The sequence below is a fragment of the uncultured Slackia sp. genome (assembly GCF_944321625.1).
Lineage (GTDB): Bacteria > Actinomycetota > Coriobacteriia > Coriobacteriales > Eggerthellaceae > Slackia.
On record NZ_CALUMA010000047.1, the window covers coordinates 15,010 to 38,420 of the forward strand.

The 23,411-nt window shown below is 60.2% G+C and carries 24 protein-coding genes; 4 read left to right on the top strand and 20 right to left on the bottom strand.

The window, feature by feature from the left end:
• Positions 1 to 177: 177 nt before the first annotated feature.
• The 14 genes from Q0J60_RS04125 to Q0J60_RS04190 all read right to left on the bottom strand — a co-directional run bounded on the left by Q0J60_RS04125 (position 178) and on the right by Q0J60_RS04190 (position 11,765).
• Complete coding sequence (locus tag Q0J60_RS04125; RefSeq protein ID WP_294438979.1) at positions 178 to 1,023, bottom strand: energy-coupling factor transporter transmembrane protein EcfT; 846 nt, start codon at positions 1,021 to 1,023, stop codon at positions 178 to 180.
• A 223-nt stretch (positions 1,024 to 1,246) separates the two neighbouring features.
• Positions 1,247 to 1,621, bottom strand: a complete 375-nt coding sequence (locus tag Q0J60_RS04130) for a hypothetical protein (protein WP_294438980.1) — start codon at positions 1,619 to 1,621, stop codon at positions 1,247 to 1,249.
• 361 nt (positions 1,622 to 1,982) lie between these two features.
• Positions 1,983 to 2,546, bottom strand: coding sequence for a 50S ribosomal protein L17 (rplQ, locus tag Q0J60_RS04135; RefSeq protein ID WP_294438981.1), 564 nt, complete (start codon positions 2,544 to 2,546; stop codon positions 1,983 to 1,985).
• Positions 2,547 to 2,564: 18 nt separating this feature from the next.
• Entirely contained in the window at positions 2,565 to 3,515 is a 951-nt protein-coding gene (locus Q0J60_RS04140) for a DNA-directed RNA polymerase subunit alpha (RefSeq protein WP_123209171.1), read from the bottom strand.
• A gap of 32 nt (positions 3,516 to 3,547) precedes the next feature.
• A complete protein-coding gene (gene rpsD / locus Q0J60_RS04145; RefSeq protein WP_294438982.1) occupies positions 3,548 to 4,144 on the bottom strand; it encodes a 30S ribosomal protein S4 in 597 nt (198 codons plus the stop codon).
• A gap of 21 nt (positions 4,145 to 4,165) precedes the next feature.
• A complete protein-coding gene (gene rpsK, locus Q0J60_RS04150) occupies positions 4,166 to 4,564 on the bottom strand; it encodes a 30S ribosomal protein S11 (RefSeq protein WP_123209169.1) in 399 nt (132 codons plus the stop codon).
• 13 nt (positions 4,565 to 4,577) lie between these two features.
• Complete coding sequence (gene rpsM, locus Q0J60_RS04155) at positions 4,578 to 4,946, bottom strand: 30S ribosomal protein S13 (RefSeq protein WP_294438983.1); 369 nt, start codon at positions 4,944 to 4,946, stop codon at positions 4,578 to 4,580.
• 21 nt (positions 4,947 to 4,967) lie between these two features.
• Positions 4,968 to 5,081, bottom strand: coding sequence for a 50S ribosomal protein L36 (gene rpmJ, locus Q0J60_RS04160; protein WP_006363204.1), 114 nt, complete (start codon positions 5,079 to 5,081; stop codon positions 4,968 to 4,970).
• A 222-nt stretch (positions 5,082 to 5,303) separates the two neighbouring features.
• Positions 5,304 to 5,522: a translation initiation factor IF-1 gene (gene infA, locus Q0J60_RS04165; RefSeq protein WP_123209167.1), complete on the bottom strand. Its 219-nt coding sequence runs from the start codon at positions 5,520 to 5,522 to the stop codon at positions 5,304 to 5,306.
• Between the two features lie 280 nt (positions 5,523 to 5,802).
• Positions 5,803 to 6,381 carry a DapH/DapD/GlmU-related protein gene (locus tag Q0J60_RS04170; RefSeq protein ID WP_294438984.1) on the bottom strand — a complete coding sequence of 193 codons (579 nt, stop codon included), beginning with the start codon at positions 6,379 to 6,381 and terminating at the stop codon, positions 5,803 to 5,805.
• Positions 6,382 to 6,542: 161 nt separating this feature from the next.
• On the bottom strand, positions 6,543 to 7,307 hold the full coding sequence (locus Q0J60_RS04175) for a DmsC/YnfH family molybdoenzyme membrane anchor subunit (protein ID WP_294438985.1): 765 nt from the start codon (positions 7,305 to 7,307) through the stop codon (positions 6,543 to 6,545).
• Positions 7,308 to 7,329: 22 nt separating this feature from the next.
• The gene (locus Q0J60_RS04180; RefSeq protein ID WP_294438986.1) at positions 7,330 to 8,292 is read right to left on the bottom strand and encodes a molecular chaperone; all 963 of its coding nucleotides are present in this window, start codon (positions 8,290 to 8,292) and stop codon (positions 7,330 to 7,332) included.
• Entirely contained in the window at positions 8,289 to 8,864 is a 576-nt protein-coding gene (locus Q0J60_RS04185; RefSeq protein WP_294438987.1) for a 4Fe-4S dicluster domain-containing protein, read from the bottom strand. The genes Q0J60_RS04180 and Q0J60_RS04185 overlap by 4 nt, the downstream gene beginning before the upstream one ends.
• A gap of 3 nt (positions 8,865 to 8,867) precedes the next feature.
• A complete protein-coding gene (locus tag Q0J60_RS04190) occupies positions 8,868 to 11,765 on the bottom strand; it encodes a molybdopterin-dependent oxidoreductase (RefSeq protein ID WP_294438988.1) in 2,898 nt (965 codons plus the stop codon).
• A 295-nt stretch (positions 11,766 to 12,060) separates the two neighbouring features.
• Between Q0J60_RS04190 and Q0J60_RS04195 the strand changes: the two genes are divergently transcribed.
• From Q0J60_RS04195 to Q0J60_RS04205, 3 genes are all read left to right on the top strand, one after another.
• Positions 12,061 to 13,083: a LysR family transcriptional regulator gene (locus Q0J60_RS04195; protein WP_294438989.1), complete on the top strand. Its 1,023-nt coding sequence runs from the start codon at positions 12,061 to 12,063 to the stop codon at positions 13,081 to 13,083.
• 662 nt (positions 13,084 to 13,745) lie between these two features.
• Positions 13,746 to 14,849, top strand: coding sequence for a low specificity L-threonine aldolase (locus tag Q0J60_RS04200; RefSeq protein ID WP_294438990.1), 1,104 nt, complete (start codon positions 13,746 to 13,748; stop codon positions 14,847 to 14,849).
• Between the two features lie 218 nt (positions 14,850 to 15,067).
• Positions 15,068 to 15,508: a universal stress protein gene (locus Q0J60_RS04205; RefSeq protein ID WP_294438991.1), complete on the top strand. Its 441-nt coding sequence runs from the start codon at positions 15,068 to 15,070 to the stop codon at positions 15,506 to 15,508.
• Between the two features lie 501 nt (positions 15,509 to 16,009).
• Here Q0J60_RS04205 and Q0J60_RS04210 read toward each other — a convergent pair.
• Both Q0J60_RS04210 and Q0J60_RS04215 read right to left on the bottom strand, forming a co-directional pair.
• On the bottom strand, positions 16,010 to 16,282 hold the full coding sequence (locus Q0J60_RS04210; RefSeq protein ID WP_294438992.1) for a CBS domain-containing protein: 273 nt from the start codon (positions 16,280 to 16,282) through the stop codon (positions 16,010 to 16,012).
• Complete coding sequence (locus tag Q0J60_RS04215; RefSeq protein WP_294438993.1) at positions 16,260 to 18,092, bottom strand: DHA2 family efflux MFS transporter permease subunit; 1,833 nt, start codon at positions 18,090 to 18,092, stop codon at positions 16,260 to 16,262. The genes Q0J60_RS04210 and Q0J60_RS04215 overlap by 23 nt, the downstream gene beginning before the upstream one ends.
• A 92-nt stretch (positions 18,093 to 18,184) precedes the next feature.
• On the opposite strand from Q0J60_RS04215, the gene Q0J60_RS04220 reads away from it, so the two are divergent.
• On the top strand, positions 18,185 to 18,658 hold the full coding sequence (locus Q0J60_RS04220; protein ID WP_294438995.1) for a MarR family winged helix-turn-helix transcriptional regulator: 474 nt from the start codon (positions 18,185 to 18,187) through the stop codon (positions 18,656 to 18,658).
• Between the two features lie 57 nt (positions 18,659 to 18,715).
• Here the strand turns inward: Q0J60_RS04220 and Q0J60_RS04225 are convergent, their stop codons facing one another.
• The 4 genes from Q0J60_RS04225 to Q0J60_RS04240 all read right to left on the bottom strand — a co-directional run bounded on the left by Q0J60_RS04225 (position 18,716) and on the right by Q0J60_RS04240 (position 23,284).
• Positions 18,716 to 20,299 (bottom strand): helicase HerA-like domain-containing protein, encoded by a 1,584-nt coding sequence (locus Q0J60_RS04225; protein ID WP_294438996.1) that lies wholly within the window; start codon positions 20,297 to 20,299, stop codon positions 18,716 to 18,718.
• 196 nt (positions 20,300 to 20,495) lie between these two features.
• Positions 20,496 to 20,951, bottom strand: coding sequence for a tRNA (adenosine(37)-N6)-threonylcarbamoyltransferase complex ATPase subunit type 1 TsaE (gene tsaE, locus Q0J60_RS04230; RefSeq protein WP_294438997.1), 456 nt, complete (start codon positions 20,949 to 20,951; stop codon positions 20,496 to 20,498).
• A 108-nt stretch (positions 20,952 to 21,059) separates the two neighbouring features.
• Positions 21,060 to 21,998: an acetamidase/formamidase family protein gene (locus Q0J60_RS04235; RefSeq protein ID WP_294438998.1), complete on the bottom strand. Its 939-nt coding sequence runs from the start codon at positions 21,996 to 21,998 to the stop codon at positions 21,060 to 21,062.
• A gap of 347 nt (positions 21,999 to 22,345) precedes the next feature.
• Positions 22,346 to 23,284 carry an aldolase gene (locus tag Q0J60_RS04240; protein WP_294438999.1) on the bottom strand — a complete coding sequence of 313 codons (939 nt, stop codon included), beginning with the start codon at positions 23,282 to 23,284 and terminating at the stop codon, positions 22,346 to 22,348.
• Between the last annotated feature and the right edge of the window lie 127 nt (positions 23,285 to 23,411).

A 23,411-nucleotide genomic window follows, 5' to 3' on the forward strand; every position in this document is an offset into this window, starting at 1 on the left:
GTTTTTCTCTCGCACAGCACCGACATTCTCCATAGTTGCCCACAGATTTGTTACCGTCACGTTTTACCTGGTCAGAAACGGGTCAGAAATAGGCAAGAAAACCGCAAGGTTGTGAGGGAATACTGGCAAGTTAGGAGCACGAACCGCAAGGTCACACCACTCTGACGGGTCGAACCATCAGAGCGCTATTCCCAACATAACGATTACTGCGCAAGCGAAAACCGTAGCGACAACATCGCCTGCACCGAGGCGCTCGTCGCCGTGCAGGCTGGTGCGGCGAGCGGCGCTTCCGTAACAGCGCGCCTCCATTGCCTGGGCGAGCGCGCCGGCGCGGCGAAACAAACCCACCAGCATGGGCACCAGAACGTTGCCCCATAACCGCACGCGGGCAATTGCGCCGCCTTCGTCAAGCTGGGCGCCTCGGCTGCGCTGGGCGTTGGCAACGCGCTTGAATTCCTCCATGCCCGCCGGAATGAATCGCAGCGCAATGGAGAACATGGTGGCTATGTCGTCGACGGGCACGTGCAGAGCGCGCAGCGGACGACCAAACGAAGAGAACGCGCGCACGAACTGCGAGTCGTCATAGGAGAACGCCACGGCAAGCGTGGCAAGCGCCAGCAAAAGAATGCGAAGGGCGTAGAAAAAGCCCTCATCGATGCCCTGGGGAATATGCGCGACCACGGTAAACGCCAATATGAATAGAAGTGGAATGATGCTCTTGAGGATTTGCCCGATATGCACCCCCATGGCGCCGAGCACCGCAGCAACTATAAGGGCGAATGTCGCCATGCCCACCCACGTATCCACCAAGAACACCGCTATGCAATACGCGAGGGTGGCAACGATGGAAATCCGCGGGTCAGGACGTAGCCCACGCCGGCGACCCTGGTAGCCCTGAGGAGCATCGGACGTATCGGGGTCGCGCGACAAGTCACATCCGACGGCAGAGGCATCATCAAGAGAAATGGCGCTTTGCGCGTTAAGCGAACGGTGCGAAACGATATGTTCTTTCGAAATCGGCATTCGCCCAGTATAAAAGAAGGAGACCGAAGCCTCCTTCCGAAATGACCCCGTCATAGGTTCTACCACGGGTTTTCTATGGTGCAAACATCCAACAATTCGTTCACGCAACCCATCGTTCATCGGCCCACATCGCACAACCACGAATTAATGTGAAACCGACAATACGAGACAGCTGTCAAAGCACCCATCGTTTGGCAACGTGTCAGACAAAGGGCGAAACGCGCTATTTCTCTTCGTCCTTCTTGGTGATGCGCTCGACGGTAGCCTTGGTGGCATCAGCCGCACGATCGGCCACTTCCTTGGTGGCGTCGACCGTTTTCTCGGCAACGCTCGAGGTCACGTCCATGACCTTTTCGGCGGCCGACTTGGTAGCGTCCATCGCCTTCTCAGCTGCAGCCTTCGCATCGTCCATGACCTCGGGGAAGTTTTTCTGAGCCTGGTCAAGAAGCTCCTCGGTCTTCGCCTTCGCGCTTTCCATGACAACGGGAGCCTGCTCCTGAACAGCGTCGATGACCTTGTCGCCGGCGGCTTTCATCTCGCCCGCGAACTCCTGCGCCTTGTCGATGGCATCGTTGATAAGCTTACCCATCTCAGACATGATGCCCTCCTTATGATAGTGCGGGCGAAAACCAATGAACCTCGCTCGCGTTGATCCCGATTTCGGGCTTTCCCTTATCCTACCACGTCGGCGGACGCAAACGGAGTGCAGGACTGCACCGCATCAATCGGTTGCCATGACGTTGCCGATACGTGCTTTATCCGCACCTGCAACAGCAGAAGGCCGCCAGCACCCCAGGCAGACGCGAAGAGCAAGCGTAGCGTGTTTTAGATACGTAGGCTTGACCAACGCGGCTAGATGGGGCACATGGCGGCCTTGCAACGGCACAAGCGCCTTCGAGGCGCGACATACAAAAACGCCGCCCCAAACGGACGGCGTTTTGCAAGTAAAAGAGTTCAGGCTATTCGGCCTTCTTCTCCTCCTCGGCGGGAGCCTCAGCAGCCTCGGTCTCGGCGGCTTCCTCAGCCTTGGCCTCGTCAGCGGCCTCGACCTCTTCCACCTTCTCCTCAGCAGCCTCTTCGACCTTTTCCTCCTCGGCCTTGGCGACCTTCTTGGGAGCGGCCTTCTTGGCGGGAGCCTCGGTCTTCTCAGCCTTCTTGGCCACGGGCTCGGTCACGAGCTCCATGATGACCATAGGGGCGTTGTCGCCCTTGCGGGGACCGAGCTTCATGATGCGGGTGTAACCGCCCTGGCGGTCGGCCCACATGCCCTGCTCGACCTTGGCGAACACCTCACGCACCAGTTCCTTGTCGCCCAGCTTGGCGATGGCCAGACGGCGAGAGTGCAGGTCGCCACGCTTGGCCCAGGTGATGATGCGGTCCACGTCGGGACGGATTTCCTTGGCGCGCGACTCAATGGTCTTGATACGGTCATTGAGGAACAGCGCCTGAACCAAGGACTTCTTCATGGCCTTGGTGTGGGCGGCATCGGTGCCCAGCTTGCGGCCCTTCTTGTAATGCCTCATCGGTAAATCTCCTCGTAGCTATTGCTTCAGGTTCAGGTCCATGGAGATCAGCTTGTCCTTGACCTCCTCGATGGACTTGGCACCGAAGTTGCGGATGTTGAGCAGGTCGTTCTCGGAGAACTCGACCAGCTGACGCACGGAGTGGATACCCGCGCGCTTCAGGCAGTTGTAGGAACGGACGGAAAGGTCCAGGTCCTCAATCTGCTTATCGAGCTCGGCGTTGGCCTCCTGGCCCTCCGGCGCGAAGATGGACGGAATCTCGCCCTCTTCCTCGTCGACGATGTCGGCCAGGCCGAGGAACGCGCCCATGTACTGGTTGATGATGTTGGCCGCACGGCACACCGCCTCGTTAGGGGCGATGGAGCCGTCGGTCTCCACCTCGAGCACCAGCTTGTCGAAGTCGGTGCGCTGGCCCACACGCGTGTCGCTGACCGCGAGGGTGCAGCGGCGCACGGGCGAGAACAGGCTGTCCACCGGAATGATGCCGATGGGATCCTCGGTGCGCTTGTTGCGCTCAGCCGAAACGTAACCGCGACCCACGCCGATGCGGATGGACATGTTCAGCGTACCGCCGTCGGCGACGGTAGCGATCACATGCTCGGGGTTGATCAGCGTGAACTCAGCGGGAACATGCACGTCGGCACCGGTCACCGTGCAGGGACCTTCGGCCGAAATGGTAGCCGTGGCCTCAGTGTAATCCTCGGACAGGGCCGAGAACACCAGGCCCTTCACGTTGAGGACGATGTTGGTGACGTCCTCAATGACGCCTTCGGCGGTGGTGAACTCGTGCTGCACGCCCTCGATCTGGATGGCGGTAGCCTTCGCACCGTCCAAGGAGGACAGCAAAACGCGACGCATGCAGTTGCCAAGCGTGTAGCCGAAGCCACGCTCCAGCGGCTCAACGATGAAGCGCGCGACGGTGTCGTTCACTTCTTCGGTTGTGACGGTTGGCCTCATGAACTCTGCCATAGTTTGTAAGCCTCCTAATCAGCCGCGGGTCATTACTTGGAGTAGAGCTCGACAATAAGCTGTTCGCGGATGTCCAAATCGATCTGATCGCGGTTGGGAAGAGAGAGCACGCTGCCCTGAAGCTTCTCGATGTCGACCTCGAGCCAGGCGGGAACCTGAACGCTCGCGTTGGCAACGATAGCATTCTTGGTGACCAGCATGTCCTTGGCCTTGGGAGCCACGGCCACCAGGTCGCCGGGGCGCACGCGGAAGGACGGGATGTCCACGCGACGGCCGTTCACCAGGATGTGGCCATGGGACACAGCCTGACGAGCCTCTTTGCGGGTCTTGGCGAAGCCCAGACGGAACACGACGTTGTCCAGACGAGACTCGAGAATCTGCATCAGGTTGTCGCCGGTGATGCCGGGCATACGCTTGGCCTTGTTGAAGTAGCCGCGGAACTGCTTCTCCAGAACGCCATAGATGAACTTGGCCTTCTGCTTCTCGCGCAGCTGCATGCCGTACTCGGATTCCTTACGGCGACGCTTGGGCTGGCGAATGGATTCTTTCTTGCTGCTGTAGCCTAGCACGACGGGATCGATCCCGAGCTGGCGGCAGCGCTTAAGAACCGGGGTCCTATTGATTGCCATAGTGATTCGATCCTTTCTGAACTACACGCGACGACGCTTGCACGGACGGCAACCATTGTGCGGGATGGGGGTGCAATCCTGGATGGAGGCCACTTCGAGGCCGGCAGCCTGCAGCGAGCGGATAGCGGTCTCGCGACCCGAGCCGGGGCCCTTCACGAAGACGGCGACCTTCTTGAGGCCGTGCTCCATGGCGGTCTTGGCGGCCTGCTCGGCAGCCATCTGCGCAGCGAACGGGGTGGACTTACGGGAGCCCTTGAAGCCCACGGTGCCGGCAGAATTCCAGGAAATCACGTTACCCTGAGGATCGGTGATGGAAACGATGGTGTTGTTGAAAGTGCTCTTGATGTGAGCCTGCCCCACCGCGATGTTCTTGCGCTCGGAGCGCTTGATGCGGGTGGTGCGAACGTTCTTCTTAGCCATGTGTCAAATACCCCTACTTCTTCTTGCCGCCGATTTGCTTGCGCGGACCCTTGCGGGTGCGGGCATTGGTGTGCGCGCGCTGGCCGCGGACGGGAAGACCCTTGCGGTGACGCAGGCCACGGTAGCAGCCGATCTCCATAAGGCGCTTGACGTTCTGAGAAACCTCACGGTGCAGGTCGCCCTCGACGGTGAGGTTCTTGTCGATGTATTCGCGAATCTTGCCGAGATCTTCCTCAGAGATGTCCTTCACGCGGACGTCCGGATCAACGCCGGTCTCTGCAATGATCTTCTTGGCGGTGGTGTTGCCGATGCCGTAGATATAGGTCAAGCCGATCTCGATGCGCTTCTCGCGAGGGAGGTCGACACCAAAAAGACGTGCCATAGTAGTACTAGCCTTCCTCTCTTAGCCCTGACGCTGCTTGTGACGGGGGTTCTCGCAGATCACGAGCACCTTGCCGTGGCGTCGGATAATTTTGCACTTGTCGCACATTTTCTTGACCGAAGGACGGACCTTCATGTTTGTCTCCTTTGAATGTGCGGCTTCCCTTCGGCGACGGTTAAGCCTCTAGGGGAACCATGTTTTCCTTTACTCTATGCAACACGCCCAGCCGCAGGCGATGGTTGTCATATGGATGCTTTCGGGCTCCCGCCCGGCGGTTTTGAGGGGTTCCGCTCCCCTGCTTCAGAGCGCAATAAGGCGCCCCCTTGCCCCGACGTGGCGCCGGCGCGAGGAAGCGCGTTACTTGAAGCGATACGTGATGCGTCCGCGCGACAGGTCGTACACGGACAGCTCAACGGTCACTTTATCGCCCGGCAGGATCTTGATGTAATGCATGCGCATCTTGCCGGAGATATGGGCCAGAATCTGATGACCGTTCTCAAGCTCCACCTTGAACATAGCGTTGGGCAGTGCTTCGAGAACCGTGCCTTCGAGTTCGATAACGTCTTGCTTCGCCAAGTATCTTCCCTTTTCCCTTATCCTGATAAAGCGGCAGCCGAGTATTATACCCAACATCCCTTGGATGCGCACGAATTTCATGGGGAAATTCACGACGGCATCACAAAAGATGGCGCTAACGCGCCTGCGTTTGGCATTCTAGCACGACACGGCGCGTTTTACGCTTGCTCACCTGCGCATATTCGCAATTTCTCAACCCTTTACAGAAGGTGTTAAGCACCCCTACAGAAGGTTGGTTTCTTTTTGAAAGTAAGTATGTGTAGACGTGTTCCTGCAATCGTTAGTCAATTGTCTTGATAACGTGAGCCGGAACGCCGCCTACGATGGTGCGCGGCGGCACATCGCGCGTCACAACCGCACCTGCAGCAACCACCGCGCCATCGCCGATGGTCACGCCCTTGGCGATGGTCGCGTTCGCACCGATCCATACATCGTCGCCGATAACGATAGGTGCACAATGAAGCACAGCGCGCTTGGCGGGGTCAAGATCGTGGTCGAGCGTCGCCATGACCACGTTATGACCTACGAGCACGTTGTCCCCAATCGTGATGCCTCCCTGGTCCTGCAGACGGCAGCCACTATTGAAGAAAACATTGCGCCCCACCGTAATGTTCTTGCCGAAGTCAGACGTGAACGGCGGGAAGATGCGGAAATCCTCTGGCGCGGGCTTGCCGATGAGCTTGGAAAACAGCTCTCTGATTTCCTCGGGCGTGCGGTATGCGCCGTTAATCTGCGCAGCGATGGCCAGCGCCTCCTGAGCGCCCTCATGCATCACCTCGGCATCAGGCGTGCCGGGCATAATCGATTCACGGCGCATGCGGTTGTCGATGAAGGTATCAATCTGTTCCTTGGTGAGCATAGGAGCTCCTTTCTTGTACGACGGTTGGCATTGTAGCAGTGCACAAGAAACCCCGATTGTCTAGGGAGGGATGGCAACCGGGGTTTATGAGGAAGAAGAGGGCAATTAGATGCTTTGGCGGGCACCTCACGCTTCTGCAGGGCACCCGCCACATGGAACTGCTAGAGAATACTCGCCGCGTAGAAGAAGTAGCGCGCGATGACCACGCCCACCAGCACCAGCACGAGGCCGAGCAGAGCGGCGACCTTGGGCGCGAGTTTGCCCGTCATTCCCAGCGCATACACGACAATGCCCGCTACCGGGCCAACGATCAGGCCCGCAATGAACGGCACCACGTCGAAGCCGTAGCCTGCGAACTGGGCCGCGATGGCGGCGATGGACGCAGCGCACAGCACCAAGATAACGATGACGACGGCCGCGAACGTCTTCTGCGATACCAGCTCAGAGCGGAAGCATGCCACCATCGCAGCGCCCATAGCGAAATCGCCCACCACGAACAGTGCGAGCGTCGCGGGGCTCGTCCACACGGGGTTACCATGCATGGTGAAGTAGGCGTTTGCGGTCACGCACATGAGGCCGATGGCGGCAAGGGCGCCAAGCACACGCACCGCAGCAGGGGCCGCACCTTTCATCTTGCACAGCACCGCGTCAATTACCATAAGCACACCGAAAGCGATAGACCAATAGGCCTCCTCGGCAATCATGGACGCAGGATTGGCGAGCGCATTAAGGAATCGCTCGGGATGACCCAGGTGAGCGAGCGTGCCGCACAGACCCAGGCCCAAAAGCACGATGCACACGAGCGGGAACAGCCACGCCATCTTGGAATCGGCCTTCTGGCCGCGAAATACCGCACCCACGGCATAGCCGCCGGCCGCCAAGCCGGAAAGCGTCGTGAACGCGAACAGAGGAAATTCGGAAATCATGTCAACCATCCATTCTTGGGGTCTATGCACATGCCGTCGCGGCAGGCGCGTGGGTGACGAAGCTGTTGCCCGGCACCTGGTCGGCGGGCGCGAGCTCGTTGTCTTCCAGGCCGAAGAGGCGCAGGGCGCGAAGCCGCTCGCAGGCCCGTTTCACCCGATTGAACGCTTCGGGCTCATCCGCATCGGCGCCAAGCTGACGCACCTCGTCGCCAAGCCATTCGAGTGCATTGACGGCGAAATCGGCATCAAGCTTTACGAAGGCGGCAAGCGCTTCTACAAGCTGCGGATACAGCACCGCCGTCTTGGAGCGGCGCAGACCGCGGGCGTATTCGAACAGCCAGGTGGTCATGTGCCCCGCGACGAACGCTTGCTGTTCGACCAACTGCCGAGCAAAAGCATCCGCATCCGCCGCCTCGAACGATGCCAAAGCGTCATCCGCGAGGCGCGCCATGAAATCGCACATGAGCGCTACGTGATCGTCAGGCAGCTTCAGGTACCGCTTGGGCAGAAGCCCATGGGCGCGATACTGCTCGCGAACGGCAAGCGTGTTCTCCTGGAACACCGCTGCGTCATGCGTCACATAAGGCGACTCCAGCGGCAGAGCCGGCAGCATCGCGGGGCCTACAAACGTGCGCGTGTACTCGTCACGAGCAGCATCAACCGTCTGGTTCCTATCCGTCTCGCCCAGCGTGCACAAAAACGCCTGCAGCCCGCGCATGGTTTCGTCCTGCGCATACTCATCCGTCACGTTCAGCGTCACGTCGCTGGTCAGATGTGCGATAAGCTCCGAAGTAGGCTCGCCGCCGAGCGCTTTATGGAACAGCGTGTACATATAGGTGCGCGCGATCAGGAGCGCATGCACGGCGAGAGCATCGGCACGAGCGTCCTGCGCCTCGGATGCCGCCTCTTGAACAGGAGCCTCGCTGCCCGCCGGAGCGGTCAGGGCCTCGGCATCAGCCGAGAAACCCTGACCTTTGCCAATCACAGGACCACCTCGTGGAAATCGTCGCGCAAGGCCGCATCGGACGCTCGCAGCAGCACGTTGGGGCCGGTGATGGAGGCGTCGGGCATGCAGGGCAGCTCGTTCACCGCGTCAGGATGAGCGGCTCGCAGTTCGTCCATATCGCCGAACTCGATGGCGCGCATGGGGCACGCATCCACGCACACGGGATTGTGCCCCGCATCGCGCAGCGCCTTGCACGCGTCGCACTTGGCGATGGCGTTGTTCTCCTCGTCATGCTGCGGCGCGCCGTAGGGGCACATCAGCATGCAGTTGCGACACATCACGCACTTGTCGGAGTCGTAGACCACCGTGCCGTCGTCGGTCTTGTGCATGGCGCCCGTGGGGCATCCCTCTACGCAGGCGGGGTTCTCGCAGTGGTTGCACGAAAGGGTCAGATGGAACAAGCCCACCTCGGGATAGGTTCCGCATTCGTAGGTGTCGACGCGGCGCGGGCGCGGGCCTGCCTGCTGCAGGTCGCGGCGATCTTTGCATGCCACCTGGCAGGTGCGGCAGCCGATGCAGCGCGCCAGGTCAACGTAGAATCCAAGGCTCATGGTTTAAGCCTCCTTGCCTTCGTAAATGCCTTCGGTGGTATAGGCGGGGGTGTCAGGGTCATCGATGCCGGCAGCCAGGAACGGCCCACGCTCGCAATCGAGAACCAGAGGCTCGCCGTCGTATTTCTCGATCTCGATCAGCAGGCTGTTGTAGCCGTCCACCTGGTTGAAGTAGTTGGACTGCTGGCCGTCGGAGAGCATCTGCTCGCTGCCGCCGCGATCGATGATATTGTCGGGGTCGGACTCGTCGAGCACACTGTGCGGCCCATGCGGAATGGCGACGGTGCCCGGCATCATGCCCTCCATGGGCTGAGCGATGCGCAGCATGCGACCGAAGTCGTTGTAGCACATGACCGTATCGCCCGCCTGAATGCCGCGGTCGGCCGCATCCTGGGCGTTCATGAACACGGGATTGGCGAAAGCTTCCTGCGTCCAGGCCATATTGTCGTAGCAAGTGTGGGCGCGGCGCATGTAGTGCGGCGTGTAGGCCTGCAGCGGATACTTGCCCATGACCTTGTTGCCCCAGTCGTCGAACATGGTCTGGTAGCCGCGATTGGGCACGAAGTAGTTCGCGTAAGGCTTGATGGGCTCAGGGTTCAGGCCAATGCGGTTGACGTTATCGGCCTTGTACTGGCAGTAGATTTCCAGCTTGCCCGAAAGCGAGGGACGCGGCCACGCGGTGTCGGATACCACGACCTCTCCGTTGGGGCCGATGCCCAGCTTGTCGTCGCGATAGCCCACGTAGTTGCGGCGATCCTCGGGCGAACGCTGGCACACATAGGCGCCATCGGCCATGAACTGGTCGAGCGTGACCTTGCCCTGCTGCTCGGGGTAGTTCGCGTGATAGCGCACGTTATCCTCGGCCGTCCAGGTGATGATGGGGTCCCAACGCGTGAGGTCTTCGGAGAGCTCGCGCATGCCCAGGAAGTATCCCAGCCATTGGTCGTAGTTGCTCTTGGGATACGCCAGATCAGGATCCACGCCCATGCGTTCCATAATCTCGCGCGCGATTGCCTTCTCCTCACGCGCCTCATACATGGGCTTGATCAGCGGTTTCCAAGCCAAGAGCGCATCCTTGCGCTGCTTCTGGCCGTTGCCATCGCCGAAGGGGCTCGGCCAGCACAGCTCGCCCCAGCTCTCGTCGTCGTTGCCCTCCCAATGGGTGGCAACGGGCAGAATGATGTCGGCGAACGACGCGGTGAGCGAGTACTTGATCTCGAGCGAAACGCACATGTCAGCCTGGCGCATGACGCGGATGGCCGTGGGCAGATTGCCGCGCGTCTGCATGAAGTTGGAGCAGGAGGCGAACATGATGCGCGGGTTCACTGGCATCTCGCGCGCCTCGTGATACACGGGCGTGTTCGCGCGCAGCTTGGTGGGCGCGATGGTGCCGTCGGGGTCGTCGATGTATTTGGAAACCTCGCTGGAAGAACCGGCGTCGTAGGCGCCTTCCGAGGTGGAGATATAGGTGCCCTCTTCGAGCGAGCTCCACCAGGAATTGCCCTCAACACAGCGGTTGGCGCCCTGCGCGGGCACGGCGATCAGGTTGTCGATGTAGGCATAATCGCCACCGGCATGCTGAATCAGGCGGTAGCCCGAATCGCCCGCATCCCAGGTGTAAATGGCGGCGCTGCCGTTGCCGGACTTACCGAAGTGGCCGCCCAATGCGCTTACGGTCATGAACGCCTGCGACAGGTTCTCGGCGCCCAGGTAGCGTGACGCGGCATAGCTGTGCAGGAAGATGTCGTTGTTGTTCTTGCCCGCCATCTCGGCGTACCAGGTGATGTCCTCCACGGGCGTGCCGCAGATCTCGCTCGCCCATTCCGGCGTCTTGGGAGTGCCGTCGTATTCGCCCAGGATGTAGTCGCGGAAGTTCTCGTCGGTCGTGGCCTCATCGGGCATGGTCTCGGGCGTGAAGCCCACGGTGCGCTCGTTGATGAAATCCCAATCGATGATGTCGCCCTGCTCCTCGTCCAGACGAATCATCTCGTAGACGACGGCCAGGAGGAACGCGGTGTCGGTACCGGGGCGCACGCGGATCCAGCGAGCGCCCAACTGCGAGGCGGTCACGTTGTAGCTGGGACCCACGTAGACGAAGTTCACGCCGGCCTCTTTGGCGTTGTTGAGCCAGTACATGCTCGAATGTTGTGCCCAGGCGGGGTTGCAGCCATAGAGGATGATGTTGTCGGCATTGGGCAGGTCGTACTTGTCGGGCGCCATCATGATGTCGGGATGGTCGCCGTTGGAGAACATGCCCAGCGCCTCAGTCTGGAAGGCCCAGCAGCCAAACGATTCGGTCTCGGTGTTGTACACGGCGCCGCCGATGTGCGGGAACATGGCCGAGACGGGTGCCCAACGCCAGCCGTTCACCACCACGCCGTCCTGGCCGTATTCGGCGTAAACGCGCTTCAGCTCGTCAGTGATGTAGGCGAGCGCCTCATCCCACGTGATGCGCTCCCATTCGTCTTTGCCGCGCAGTTCGCCATGCGCGTTCTCGCCGCCGCCGGGCTGCCAGTTCTTACGCTTCATGGGGTATTTGATGCGGTCGGCGTTATACACCTGCTGGCGCAGACTGCGACCGCGCAGGCATCCGCGCTGCTGAGGATGATCGAAGCTATCCTCAATGGAATCATGCGTCTTCTGGCGAATGCACACGCCATCGACCACGTAGCCCATGTTCAGGCACATCTGGTTGCAGTTCTGATGGCAATGGATGGGCAGCCACTCGCCCGCCTCGGCCAGGATTTTCTCGTCGGAATCGATGCGCTGCACGCCATCCGCCGCCGTGGGCTCCTGCTCGCCCGCAGCGCAGCCCGAAAGCCCGAGCGCGCCCAGCGCCGCTACGCCTGCGGTGGCTCGGAGAAAATCGCGGCGCTTGAGGTTCTTGTCAAACAATGACATATCCTCTTCCCCCTTCTTATTGTCTTCCCACGCGCGAGGCAAAACTGAGCAGATGTGGCACACCGTACGAAACGCGATACGAATCACAGGTTCCGGCTTTCGCGCTTCCCCCTTTTTCATGCTCTGACCTCGTGCGAATTGGCCTGAATTGATAATAAGAAGTGGGTATTAAAAACGATATTGCCTATAATGTAATTCGTACTATGCCTAATAAGCATAGATTGTGGTTGATTGGCTGCTGCATCTGCCTCACCATCCGCAGTGATCGGCGCATGCACGCATGAGAGGGGTGCCTGTGGAAATCCGCGTTCTGAATTACTTTCTCACCGTTGCCCGCGAAGGGAGCTTCTCCAATGCCGCCAAGGCGCTCCACGTGACGCAGCCCACGCTTTCGCGCCAGCTGGCCGCTCTTGAAGATGAGCTGGGGCGCCAGCTGTTCACGCGCGGCAAGAACGGCGTGATGCTTACCGAGCAAGGCGTCATGCTGCGTCGGTATGCCGAATCCATCGTTGGCCTTGCGGAGAAAGCCGAGGAGGAGATTGCCCTGCCCGCGAAATCCGTTGCTGGCAGTGTGCATATAGCTGCGGGCGAGACAAAAGCGATGAGCGTCCTCGCCCGAGCGATGGCGCTCACCCTAGAGGAATATCCGGATATCCAGTTCAAGCTCTACAGCGGCACAACGTCCGACCTGATGGACGGCCTGGTCAAGGGGCAATACGATCTCATGCTGGAATGCGAGATCCAGGCGCATGTCAACATGAACGTGATGCGCCTGCCCGTACGCGACCGTTGGGGCGTGATTACGCGCGCCGATAACCCACTCGCCAGGCTGGACGTCATTCGCCCGCACGATTTGGAAGGTGTACCGCTCATCACGTCGCGTCAAGGCATGAAGGCGGCGGGGCTGCGCGAATGGGCGGGGTCCTCACTTGAAAAATACCGCGCCGTTGCAGAGTATGGCCTTGGATTGAACTGCCGGTATCTGGTGGCACAAGGTATCGCAAGCGCCATTGCGTATGAGGGGCTCATTGAGGATGTGGCGTTGCCCGAATCCTTTGACAGCTCGCTTTTCGACCTACCTGAAGGATTACCCACGACCAGCTCATCCATCACCACGCAACCCGATCGCGCACCTCGTACCCAATGCAATATCAATTCCAAAGCAGCCCTCGTATTCAGACCTCTTGACCCGGCCATCGAATCGCACCATGGCGTGGTGTGGCGCAAAGCGTTGCCCACCAAGCAGACGCAGGTATTCTTGGATAAGCTCGGCATTGTGTGCGAACAGATAGAGCGCGCCGAAATAAATACGTTCTAGATACACCGGCATGGCGGAGGGCTGAGCAAGAAAAGCCAACTCCATGACGAAATGGCGAAGAAGCGACTGCAAGCTCGTGTAACCCGCAAAAGATGCTACAATGCAATCAGACGGCAGCGCCCGCCAGAACTAACGACTTTCCAAGGGGTTAGCTACGGGTGATGCGTGTCAGTTTCTAGAAGGCCGGGTCCCCACCCGGCCATTCTATTTCCTGGGCTTCATCTTCTTTCCTCGCTTTCTGCGTCGGAATCTGTCTATGCAACTCAGAACAAACGTCAGAATCGTGCAGCAAGCTGCAAGGGCCATAAGCAGTTCCATAGGTTTAGCTCCTTTCGAATCGATTGGAGCATCACCCGCAGAGTCGGCGAGCACTGCCGTGAGCGCATCTTAACGCGGCCCGCTCTAGCGCAGTCTTCCTTCGATTAATTACATGAATGCTTCACTGTGGGCTGTCGCCCAACACCTTTTTGAACTGGGATTATGGTGGATTTGAAGTCCACAGAGGTCACGCAATCAATTCTGTTCCGCCCAGATTGCCATTCGCCAACAAAGCTAGCTAAAAAACCGAGCAAACCTATAATGGTTCGTGGACATAAATGGCGAGCCACCGCGTTGGCTCCTTGGCAGAAAGGCTCATCATGCACAGCTTTCGCAATGATTATATGGAGGGCGCGCATCCGCGCGTGATGGACGCGCTCGTGCGCACCAACGCCGAGCAACAAATCGGCTACACCGAAGACCCCTGGTGCATGAAGGCGCGCACCGCCATTCGCCGCGCCATCGTGGACAGCGACTCCAAGGGTGCGCTGCGTGCGGCGAACATCGCCGGCGCATCGCTGCAGGTCGAGTTCGTGAGCGGCGGCACCATGGCGAATCTGCTGTGCATCGGCGCCGCGTTGCGCCCCTGGGAATGCGTAATCGCCACGCCTGACGGGCACGTAAACGTGCATGAGACGGGCGCCATCGAGGGCACGGGGCACAAGGTGCTCACCACCGATGACGTGGACGGCGTGCTCACCGTTGAGGGCGTGGACGCCGTGATGCGCGCGCACGAAATGGGTCGCAATCACCACATGGTGAAGCCGCGTATGCTGTACCTGTCGCTTGCCACCGAGTTCGGTGCCGTGTTCACCGCCAAGCAGCTTGCCGACCTGCGCTCCTATGCAAACAAGAACGACCTGCTCATCTTCATCGACGGCGCTCGCCTTGCCTGCGGCCTGGCCTCCGAGAAGTGCGACCTCACGCTTGCTGACGTGTGCGCGGCCGCCGACGTGTTCACTATCGGTGGCACCAAGAACGGCGCACTGTTCGGCGAGGCCATCGTCATTCGCAACCCTGCTATCCAGCGCTATTTCAAGTATTACATGAAGCAGCGCGGCGCCATCCTGGCCAAGGGGCGCCTGCTGGGCGTGCAGTTCGCTACGCTGTTCGAGACCACCGGCACCGCCGCCGGCATCGAGGAGGCCCAAGGCGACGAGGCCATGTACTTCTCCATGGGGCGTCACTCCGTTGAAGCGGCCGCACGTCTGAAGGACGTGCTCGTGCGCCACGGCTACGACTCGTTTGCCAGCGATTCGAGCACCAACCAGCTGTTCCTCACGCTGGATAACGACACCGCGGACGATTTCATCCGCGCGTTCGACGCCGATCTGAGCGCCCGCCCCGACGCGTCGCACACCATCGTGCGCATGACCTGTTCGTGGGCAACCACCCAGAATGACATCGATGAAGTCGAGCGCATGCTGGCGGGAGCGGAGCAGGAATAGGGCCGAACGAACGTCGGCGCGCAAACCGATGCCATGATTCGTGCGCCAGACCCTCGCAGCTGAACGCAATAACACGCAATCAAAGGTTTCGTACGTAAACAATCGGATAACGCTCGCGCCCCTGCGCCCCTGCCCCGGCGCGAGACGATTCTCCGAGTGCTACAATAAAAAACGTCCCGTCGAAGGATGGCGGGCGCATCCGAAGTTAGGAGTTTCCCATGTCTCAGTACAAGCGTATCTTCGCCGCGTTGGACGGCGGCAAAACCCAGGACATGGTGGCAGAGCGTGCAATCGAGCTGGCCGCGAACGAGCATGCCGAGCTGCTGTTCGGCCACGTGGTCGATTCCGTCCCCTATGAGGCAGCCGGCACCGACTTCGCCGCGCTGGCAGCCGACGTGAAGGAAAAGCTGGAGGAGAGCATCGCCGACCAGCTTGAAGCCGCTCGCAACAACCCGGACATCCCCCACGTCGAAGTGGTGGTCAAGGCCGGCCGCATCACCGAGACGTTGAGCGAGCAGATCATCGAGCCCTTCGAGCCCGATCTGGTCATCTGCGGCGAGCGCGGCCTGTCCAACATCAAGTACGTGTTCGTGGGCAGCGTTTCCACCTACCTGATTCGCAACCTCCGCTGCGACGTCCTGGTGGTCAAGCAGGATTAATGCCATTGTGCCGTTCTTCCGAACGACACTCTCTTGACGCTTATGAGGGGCTCCATGCGGAGTCCCTCTTTGCTTTTCGGAGACGATATATCCAGCGGTATAAAAATGACCTTATTGGCTAACTTTTGGACCTCTCGGTATAAAAAGAGCGTTATATGCGTGGGAGGAAATCCACTCGAATGGCTCATTGCCATTGGCATTAAAAATTGACCAGGCATTTTAATATTATTCCGCATTCCTCGGATTTCCAAAAGGGCGTAGAAAGCTGCTTCGAAGCACGCAAATAATGCGATTTTAGGAAATCACCCCCCGATTTCATGCACTTAACGCATTTTTCGGAATGGGATGTCGCGGATCCCGCATAGAGAGCAGCAACAAAGAGGGCGGCAACCTCTCGGTCACCGCCCTCTCTCAATGAAATGGAAATGCACTTTAAATGAGATAAAGATGCTCTCTCTCAATGAAATAACAATGCTCTCAAACCCAAAGAGAAATCACGCTCTAGTGCGAAAGGCGCGCTTTTTCTTCTTCTGTCAGCATGTTGGCTACGAACTTCATCAGGCTGCGGCGGCGCACCACGCCCACCAGTTTGCCGTCGTCGAGCACCGGCAGCTCTTTGAGGCGCTTCTCAGCAATCATGCGGCACGCATCTTCAAACGAGGCATCGGGGGCAATGCCCACCACCTGCTTGGTGGCAATCGACGCCACGTCGGTATCGGCCATACGCAGCGCGCGATCGCGCACGTTCTCGTCATCGGGCATGCGCAACGCCATGAAGCCCGAGGCGCCTGCCTGTCACAGTTTGCATCTCATCGCCAAACGTGCGCAGGATATCGCTGTTGGACACGTAGCCCTTCGCCATACCCTGGTCGTCCACGACAACCGCGCCGCTCGCATCGGCCTCGATAAGGGCGCGCGCGGCAAACGCCATGCTCGCTCCCTCGGAGATGGTCACGGGGCTTGCATCCATAACGTCGGCGACGCTGTGGCGCCCGGGCTTGACCTCGACGCGCGCAGCGGACGGCGCAACGTCGGTCTTCTTATTGCGCACGAACACCGCGATTATGACCAGCGCGACGATCGAAATCACCAGCACCGCGATGTAGGACAGGTGGTATCCGGCGAACACGCGCTCGACCTCGGACCCCTGCGCGACGCTTGCGGAGCCCACGGCGCTGAACGACATGATGAACGCCGTGCCCAGCGATGCGCCCACCTGGTTCATCGTATTGGTGACCGAGGTGGCATGCTGCACCAAATCGTTGCTCAGAGAGTTCACGCCCCAGGTGTTGATGGGCGTGAACAGCAGCTGAATGGCCAGGCAGGTTGCCACATTCGCCACGATGACGTAAGGAACCACGCTATCCATGCCGTAGAACGCCATGCCCACGCAGCCAACCACGAGCATCACGACGCCGATGAGCGAGATGGCGCGCACGCCCGAACGGTCGAACATGCGGCCGGCGAAGAGGCTGCCGAAAGCGCCCAGAACCGCGCCCGGCAGCGTGATGAGGCCGCTCACGGTGGCAGAGTGGCCCAGCACGTTCTGGATGTAGAGCGGCATGAGCACGCTCAGACCGATGAGGATGGCCTGCAGAACGGCACACGTACAGGCGGCCACGCGATAACGGCGGCTCTTGAACACCTCGAGGCGCAGCATGGGCTCGTCAAGCTTGAACTGGCGCCATGCGAACAGTCCGAGCAGAACCACGCCCACAACCATAAGCACCACGCACACCACGGGCGCGGGCGACGAGGCGAACGACGAGATGCCATAGAGCAGCGATACCAGACCCAGCGACGAGAGCACGATGGATAGCGCATCGGCAGACGTACGAGGGAAGCCCTCGCGATTGGCGAGTACCTTGGCGGCGAACACCAGAACGATTGCCGTGCACACAACGACCACGCAGAAGAGCGCACGCCAACCCACCATATCGACCAGCAAACCGCCGAGCGACGGGCCCACGGCAGGAGCAAATGCAATGACCAGGCTCACCAAGCCCATGGCCTGACCACGGCTTTCACGCGGGAACGACAGCAGGATGAGCGACATCACCATGACCATCAGCACGCCGGTGGACGCGGCCTGCATGACGCGGCCCAGCAGCAGCACGGCAAACACCGGAGCGATGGCCGCCACCAGACTGCCGGCGCCGAACAGAATCATGCCGCCGATGAACAGCTGGCGCGTGCTGAAGCGGCCCATGAACCACGCCGCTAGCGGGATGACCACGGCTTCAACCAGAGCGTAAGCCGAGGTCAACCACTGCACCGTAGTGGCATCCACATTCATGTGCACCATGATGGACGGCAGTGCCGGCGAAAGCAGCGTCTGGTTGAGCACCACCAGAACCGCGCCTGCCAGCAGCACGATTACCATGCGCTTGGCTTCCTTCGTAAGACCTAGAGATCCCATGTTCCACACTTTCTGTCGCGAATCGGGGTGCGCCATCGAATACGGCCAGGCGGGCTCGGACTCGGGGCCAAGCGAACTTTGTGTGCCTTTCGGCATACCGCACGCCTCCTGAGCCATCTCCCAGAGATAGGAAAGCCGCCCTGCGGCGGCGATTCGATTGCACATCACGATTGCTTGTTTTACACTTGACGAGCGTCAATTGTATGATTCACTTGACTAATGTCAATGGATTTTCGTCAATTCTTCGGAGGATGCTCATGATTGAGGAACGCGATATTGACAGCATGATCAAAGCGTCGCTGTACTTCCACGAGCTGTTCAAGAAAACCATCCTCGCCACGCCACCCGCCGAGGTTGTTACAAAAACCCAGATGGACATCCTTCTCACGCTGTACGCCGATGGACCCATGAGCATGTCAGCTCTGAGCTCGCACGTGAATATCGCGCCCGAACAGGCCACGCGCGCCATCAAGAACCTGCGCGAGCGCGGGCTGGTGGAAAGCGACCGCGACGAGGAAAACCGACGCGTGGTAATCGCCCGACTCTCCGAGAAAGGCACGCTGCTGCTTGACGACCACACGCGCGAACTCCACGCAAACCTACAGGCTAGTCTCGAAGGGTTGACCGATGAAGAGGTAGCCCAGCTTGCCGAAACCGCCCGTGTTGCCACCCGCCTGCTGGAAAAGACAGGATTCAGACACGTGGTGACCGACCCGAAGATTCGCAAATAACCAAAGGGCGCCAAATTGTCTTCGACGCCCTTCTAGCCGTATATGTATGCGCAGTCCTTAGCGCTTGCGCGTGCCGAACAGGCCTCGCATGATCTGCTTGGAGGCATCGCGGCCGATTTGTCCCAGGATGGACGTCGCGGCCTTGGTCACGTCTTTGAACAGCTCCTGCTTCTGCTTCTCGGCGGCCTTGACGGCACGTTCCGCCTCTTTCTCGGCTTCTTTCTGCGCCTTGGCGGCAGCTTTCTCGGCCTCCTTGGCAGCCTTCGCCTCGGCCTCGGCCTTCTGCTTTTCCAGCTCGGCCTTCTCTGCCTCAAGCGCGGCACGCTCTTCCTCGAGCTTTTCCTCCTCGGCTTCCTTCTGCGCCTCGCCGGAAATGATCTCGAACGCCGACTCGCGGTCCACGGCGGTGCCGTACTTCTCCATGAGCGACGCCTGGTCGGCCAACGCCTTGTCCATGCATTCCTGAGACGCGGCTGCCATCAGGCACTGCGGAGGCAGAATCTTGGCGTTCTCGACCACGCACGGCTGGCCCTCCTCGTTGAGGAAGCGCGCCAGCGCCTCGCCCGTGCCCAGCTCAAGAATGACATCCTCGCTCTTGAACTTCGGGTTGGCGCGGAACGAACTCGCCGCCGCACGCACCGCCTTCTGCTCGGCCGGCGTGTAGGCGCGCAGGCCGTGCTGGATGCGGTTGGACAGCTGCGCCAGCACCTCGTCGGGGATGTCGGAGGGGCTTTGCGTGATGAAGTACACGCCCACGCCCTTGGAGCGGATGAGCTTGACCACCTGGATGATCTTGTCCAGAAGCTCGCCCGGCATGTTGTTGAACAGCAGGTGCGCCTCGTCGAAGAAGAACACGAACTTGGGCTTGTCGAGGTCGCCCGCCTCGGGCAGCGTGTCGAAGAGCTCGGAGAGCATCCACAACAGGAACATGGCGTAGATCTGCGGGCTTTGGATGAGCTTGGCGGCGTTGAGAATGTTCACGTAGCCCTGGCCGTTGGGCGCGCACTGGAACCAGTCGGAAAGATCGAGCGCCGGTTCGCCGAAGAACACGTCGCCGCCCTGATCTTCGATGGCGATGAGCTCACGCAGGATGGCGCCCACCGACTGCGAGCTCACCTTGCCGTACACGGTCTCGTATTCCTTGGCGTGCTCGGATGCGTAGTTGAGCATGGCACGCAGGTCTTTGAGGTCGATGAGCAGCATCTGCTTGTCGTCGGCGATGCGGAAGATGATGTTGAGCACGCCTTCCTGAGCCTCGGTCAGGCCCAGCAGACGCGACAGCAGCGTGGGGCCCATGTCAGACACGGTGATGCGCACGGGGATGCCCTGGCCACCCAGCATATCCCAGAAGCGGCACGGGCAGCCCTCAAGGGTGAAGCCCTCCAGACCGAACTTCTCCACGCGCTTCTTGATGTTGTCGGAATCCTCGCCCGCCTGGGCCATGCCGGTCACGTCGCCCTTGACGTCGGCCATGAACACCGGCACGCCGGCCTTGGAGAAGCCCTCAGCCATCACCTTGAGCGTGACGGTTTTGCCGGTGCCCGATGCGCCGGCGATAAGACCGTGACGGTTCGCCTGGTTGAGCAGCAGATCGACGTGGACGTCGCCGACGCCCATCCAAATCCTATCGCCCTGGAACATATGGTTTCCTCCTTGGGCGCCATGCGCGACGATTCTTTGCGCGAGAGGCTTTTCGCACGAAGGTCGCGAACAGCGGCAATGTTGCATTGGCCCATGGCCCTCTGCCATGGAGCCGCGTTGTTCCTAAACATGTGAACGATAGCAAACGACCACGTCGCATGGGAGAAATGAGCGACGCTCAAGAAGAAATTGAAGGCTAGGCCGTAGCCGCCGCAACAAGCGCTTCGCCGCGCTCGGTTGCGGAGGCGGCGACGATGGTGCGCGTGCCGTCGAGCGCCACGGCGAAGTCGAGCGTCAGGCACGCCTCGTCGGCCGCCTCGGGGAACTTGTCACCCCATTCCACCAGGCTTACGCCGTCGCCTTCGGTGATTCCCCAATAGTCGATATCGTCTAGCTGCGAGGCGTCTTCGAGGCGATAAAGATCGAAATGGTACAGCGGAAGGCGTCCGCCCTGGTATTCGCACACCAGGTTGAACGTGGGGCTTGTGGGAACGTCAGGAGTGTGAAGACCGGAGGCGAACCCCTGCGTGAAGTGGGTCTTGCCCGCCCCAAGGTCGCCCACAAGCAGAATCACATCGCCCGGTTGCGCCGCTTGCGCCATGCGATGTGCCAGCTCCTGAGTATCTTCGACGCTGTGGCTCACAAATTGCATACTCGTGCTCCTGACAACCTTGTGATGAGTATTGATAAACTATTAGAGAGTTAGTATGTAATAGATACTAACTCTCTAATTCGTTGTTAGTTTACTATTAATGTCTACTTACAGTTCGAATCCATAAGCCTCAAGCACCTTCTTGGGAACCATGAAGCGTACAGTCTTCTCGGGGTCGACCATCTGGCACACTTCCACGTTGCCGCACAGGCTGAACAGCATCACCAGGTCGGCAGGATCTTCGCCCGTGCGGTCGGCCACCAGGTCAACCATGCGATGCACGGCCCCATCGGCAGCCGCATCCAGCGATTCGGCGGAGTAGATGACGCCGAACTCCTCGAAGTTTTCGATGAGTGGCGTGTCGATAGAAAGCTCGGGCAGCGCCGTCAGCTTCACCGTCGCATGGCCTGCAGCCTCAGCACCGGAGACGCTCACCTCGCCATCGCCCATCACAGCATGCATATCGCCGCAGCCGAACAAGGCACCGTCGACCGCCACCGGGAAATACAGCGTGGCACCGGGAGCGACCTTGGTGTTGTCCATGTTGCCGCCGTGTGCGCCGGGCGTGCCGCAGTTCACAGGATCGCCCGCCGGGGCAACGCCGATGACGCCGATCATGGGGCGCAGGGGCAGCTGCACCTTGTCATCCCACGTCAGCATGCAGTTCTCGATGGAGCACACACGCTTGCTCCATCCGTCCAGGCGGTCGCCGTACACGCCCTCGTCCTTACCGGTGCAGCATATGACCGTGCCGTCGAACGCAAGAGATTCGATCTCGACCTTGAGCGCGCCGCCTGCCTTGGCGCCTTCCACATAAATCGGGCCGGTAGCAGGATTGATGGCGTCCCAATCGATGTTGTCGATCTCGTCATCCGGCATCTGAATCTGGTTGCCGAAGCAGTCCTTTGTACGGATGGTCACCGTTTCGCCGGACGGCACGGTAAGCGCCGGCTCAAGATCTTTGCTGAACGCGTAGAACACTTTCGAATCCGACAGGTACGGGAAATCCATGGGCGCCTCCAATCGATTGGGGATGATTGGCACCATGATACCGCGCCCACCGCCTGTACGCGACCGAACCGCGGCAATTCCACTCCCCAAAATGCAACGATGCCGCCCCGAAGGACGGCATCGGCACAGAGCAAAATTATATCAACATTGGGTGCATGCAAAAACAGCGAGCGGCGGCCCGGTGCCCCAGATAGCCCCGCCGCAGCACCAGCAAACATGCCTGTGGCATGTTTGGTCCCTCTCTATGCGACCGAGAGGGAGCGCGATGCATAGCATCGCGGTACGCGCCGAGTGCTGTACAAGGGGCTAGATGGGATGCCCGGCCGCCGCACAGCGTCGTAGCGACTCATCGAGTAATTACGCTGGCTGGTAAGCCAGCGTAATTAAATAGCGAAATCCTCTTCGCCGTTGAACACCTTGAGGGCGTCTTCCACGGAGTAGTCGGCCAGGGTGATGGCGCTGATGGCCTTGGTCAGGCGCACGGCCTCATCCAGGCTGCGCTGATGGATGTTGCGGCCAGTGGCGTTGCCGCATGCGCCGCCCACGTGAATCTGGTCGTGCAGCTGCGTGAGGAACGTCTGAGCGTCCACGGTGGAACCACCCGCGCACACCAGGCCGGTGCGACCGGCGGCCTTGGAGGCAATCGACAGGTTCTCGGCGGAGGTGGAATCCGCGCAAGCTTTGGGCGGGTTCACCTTCACGAAGTCGGCGCCCAGGCACAGAGCCACGCCGGCGGCGCCCGCGATCAGCTCGGGGGCCTTCTCGTCGGTGACAGCCTTGCCGCGGGGGTAAATCCACAGCACGACAATCAAGCCGTTCTCGTGGGCTTCGGCGATGAGCTGGCCGGCCTCGGACACCATGGCCGCCTCGTACTCGCTGCCCAGATAGATGGTGTAGCCCAGACCCACCACGTTCACGCCGTTCTCGCGCATGGCGAGCACGGCCTCGAGGTCATGCAGCTGCGGGCTGTAGGGGTCGCTCTGGGCGGTTTTGACCAGGTTGGTCTTGGAGTTCATCTTGACCAGATAGTTGATTTCAGGGTAATCGGCGGCATAGCGCGCGATAAGGCCGCGCTGGCCGGCGAGCACGCCGCACACGCCCTGGGAGCCAATCTGGAACAGATGCTCGGGATTGAGGTCGGCGATGTCAATGCCCTCGCCGTAGAAGTCGCCGTTCATGTGCTCGATCTTCTGGTCGCAAGCGAAGAGCATCAGGCGACCGGTGCCGCGCGTGGCGGCCATGTAGTTGTCGATGTACGTTTCGCGGGCGTCTGCCGCGACGTCGACGGGCACCTTCACCTGATCACGGGTGATCTTGGGCATGGCTTTCCTCCTAAGAGACGATTAACTCTGGCACGCTTCGCGAAGGACTGCCCCGCGCGCTGCGTGCACGCATGCTGCGTGCCCATGAGAACACGCACGCAGTAAGTGTAACGCCAATAAAGCGAGC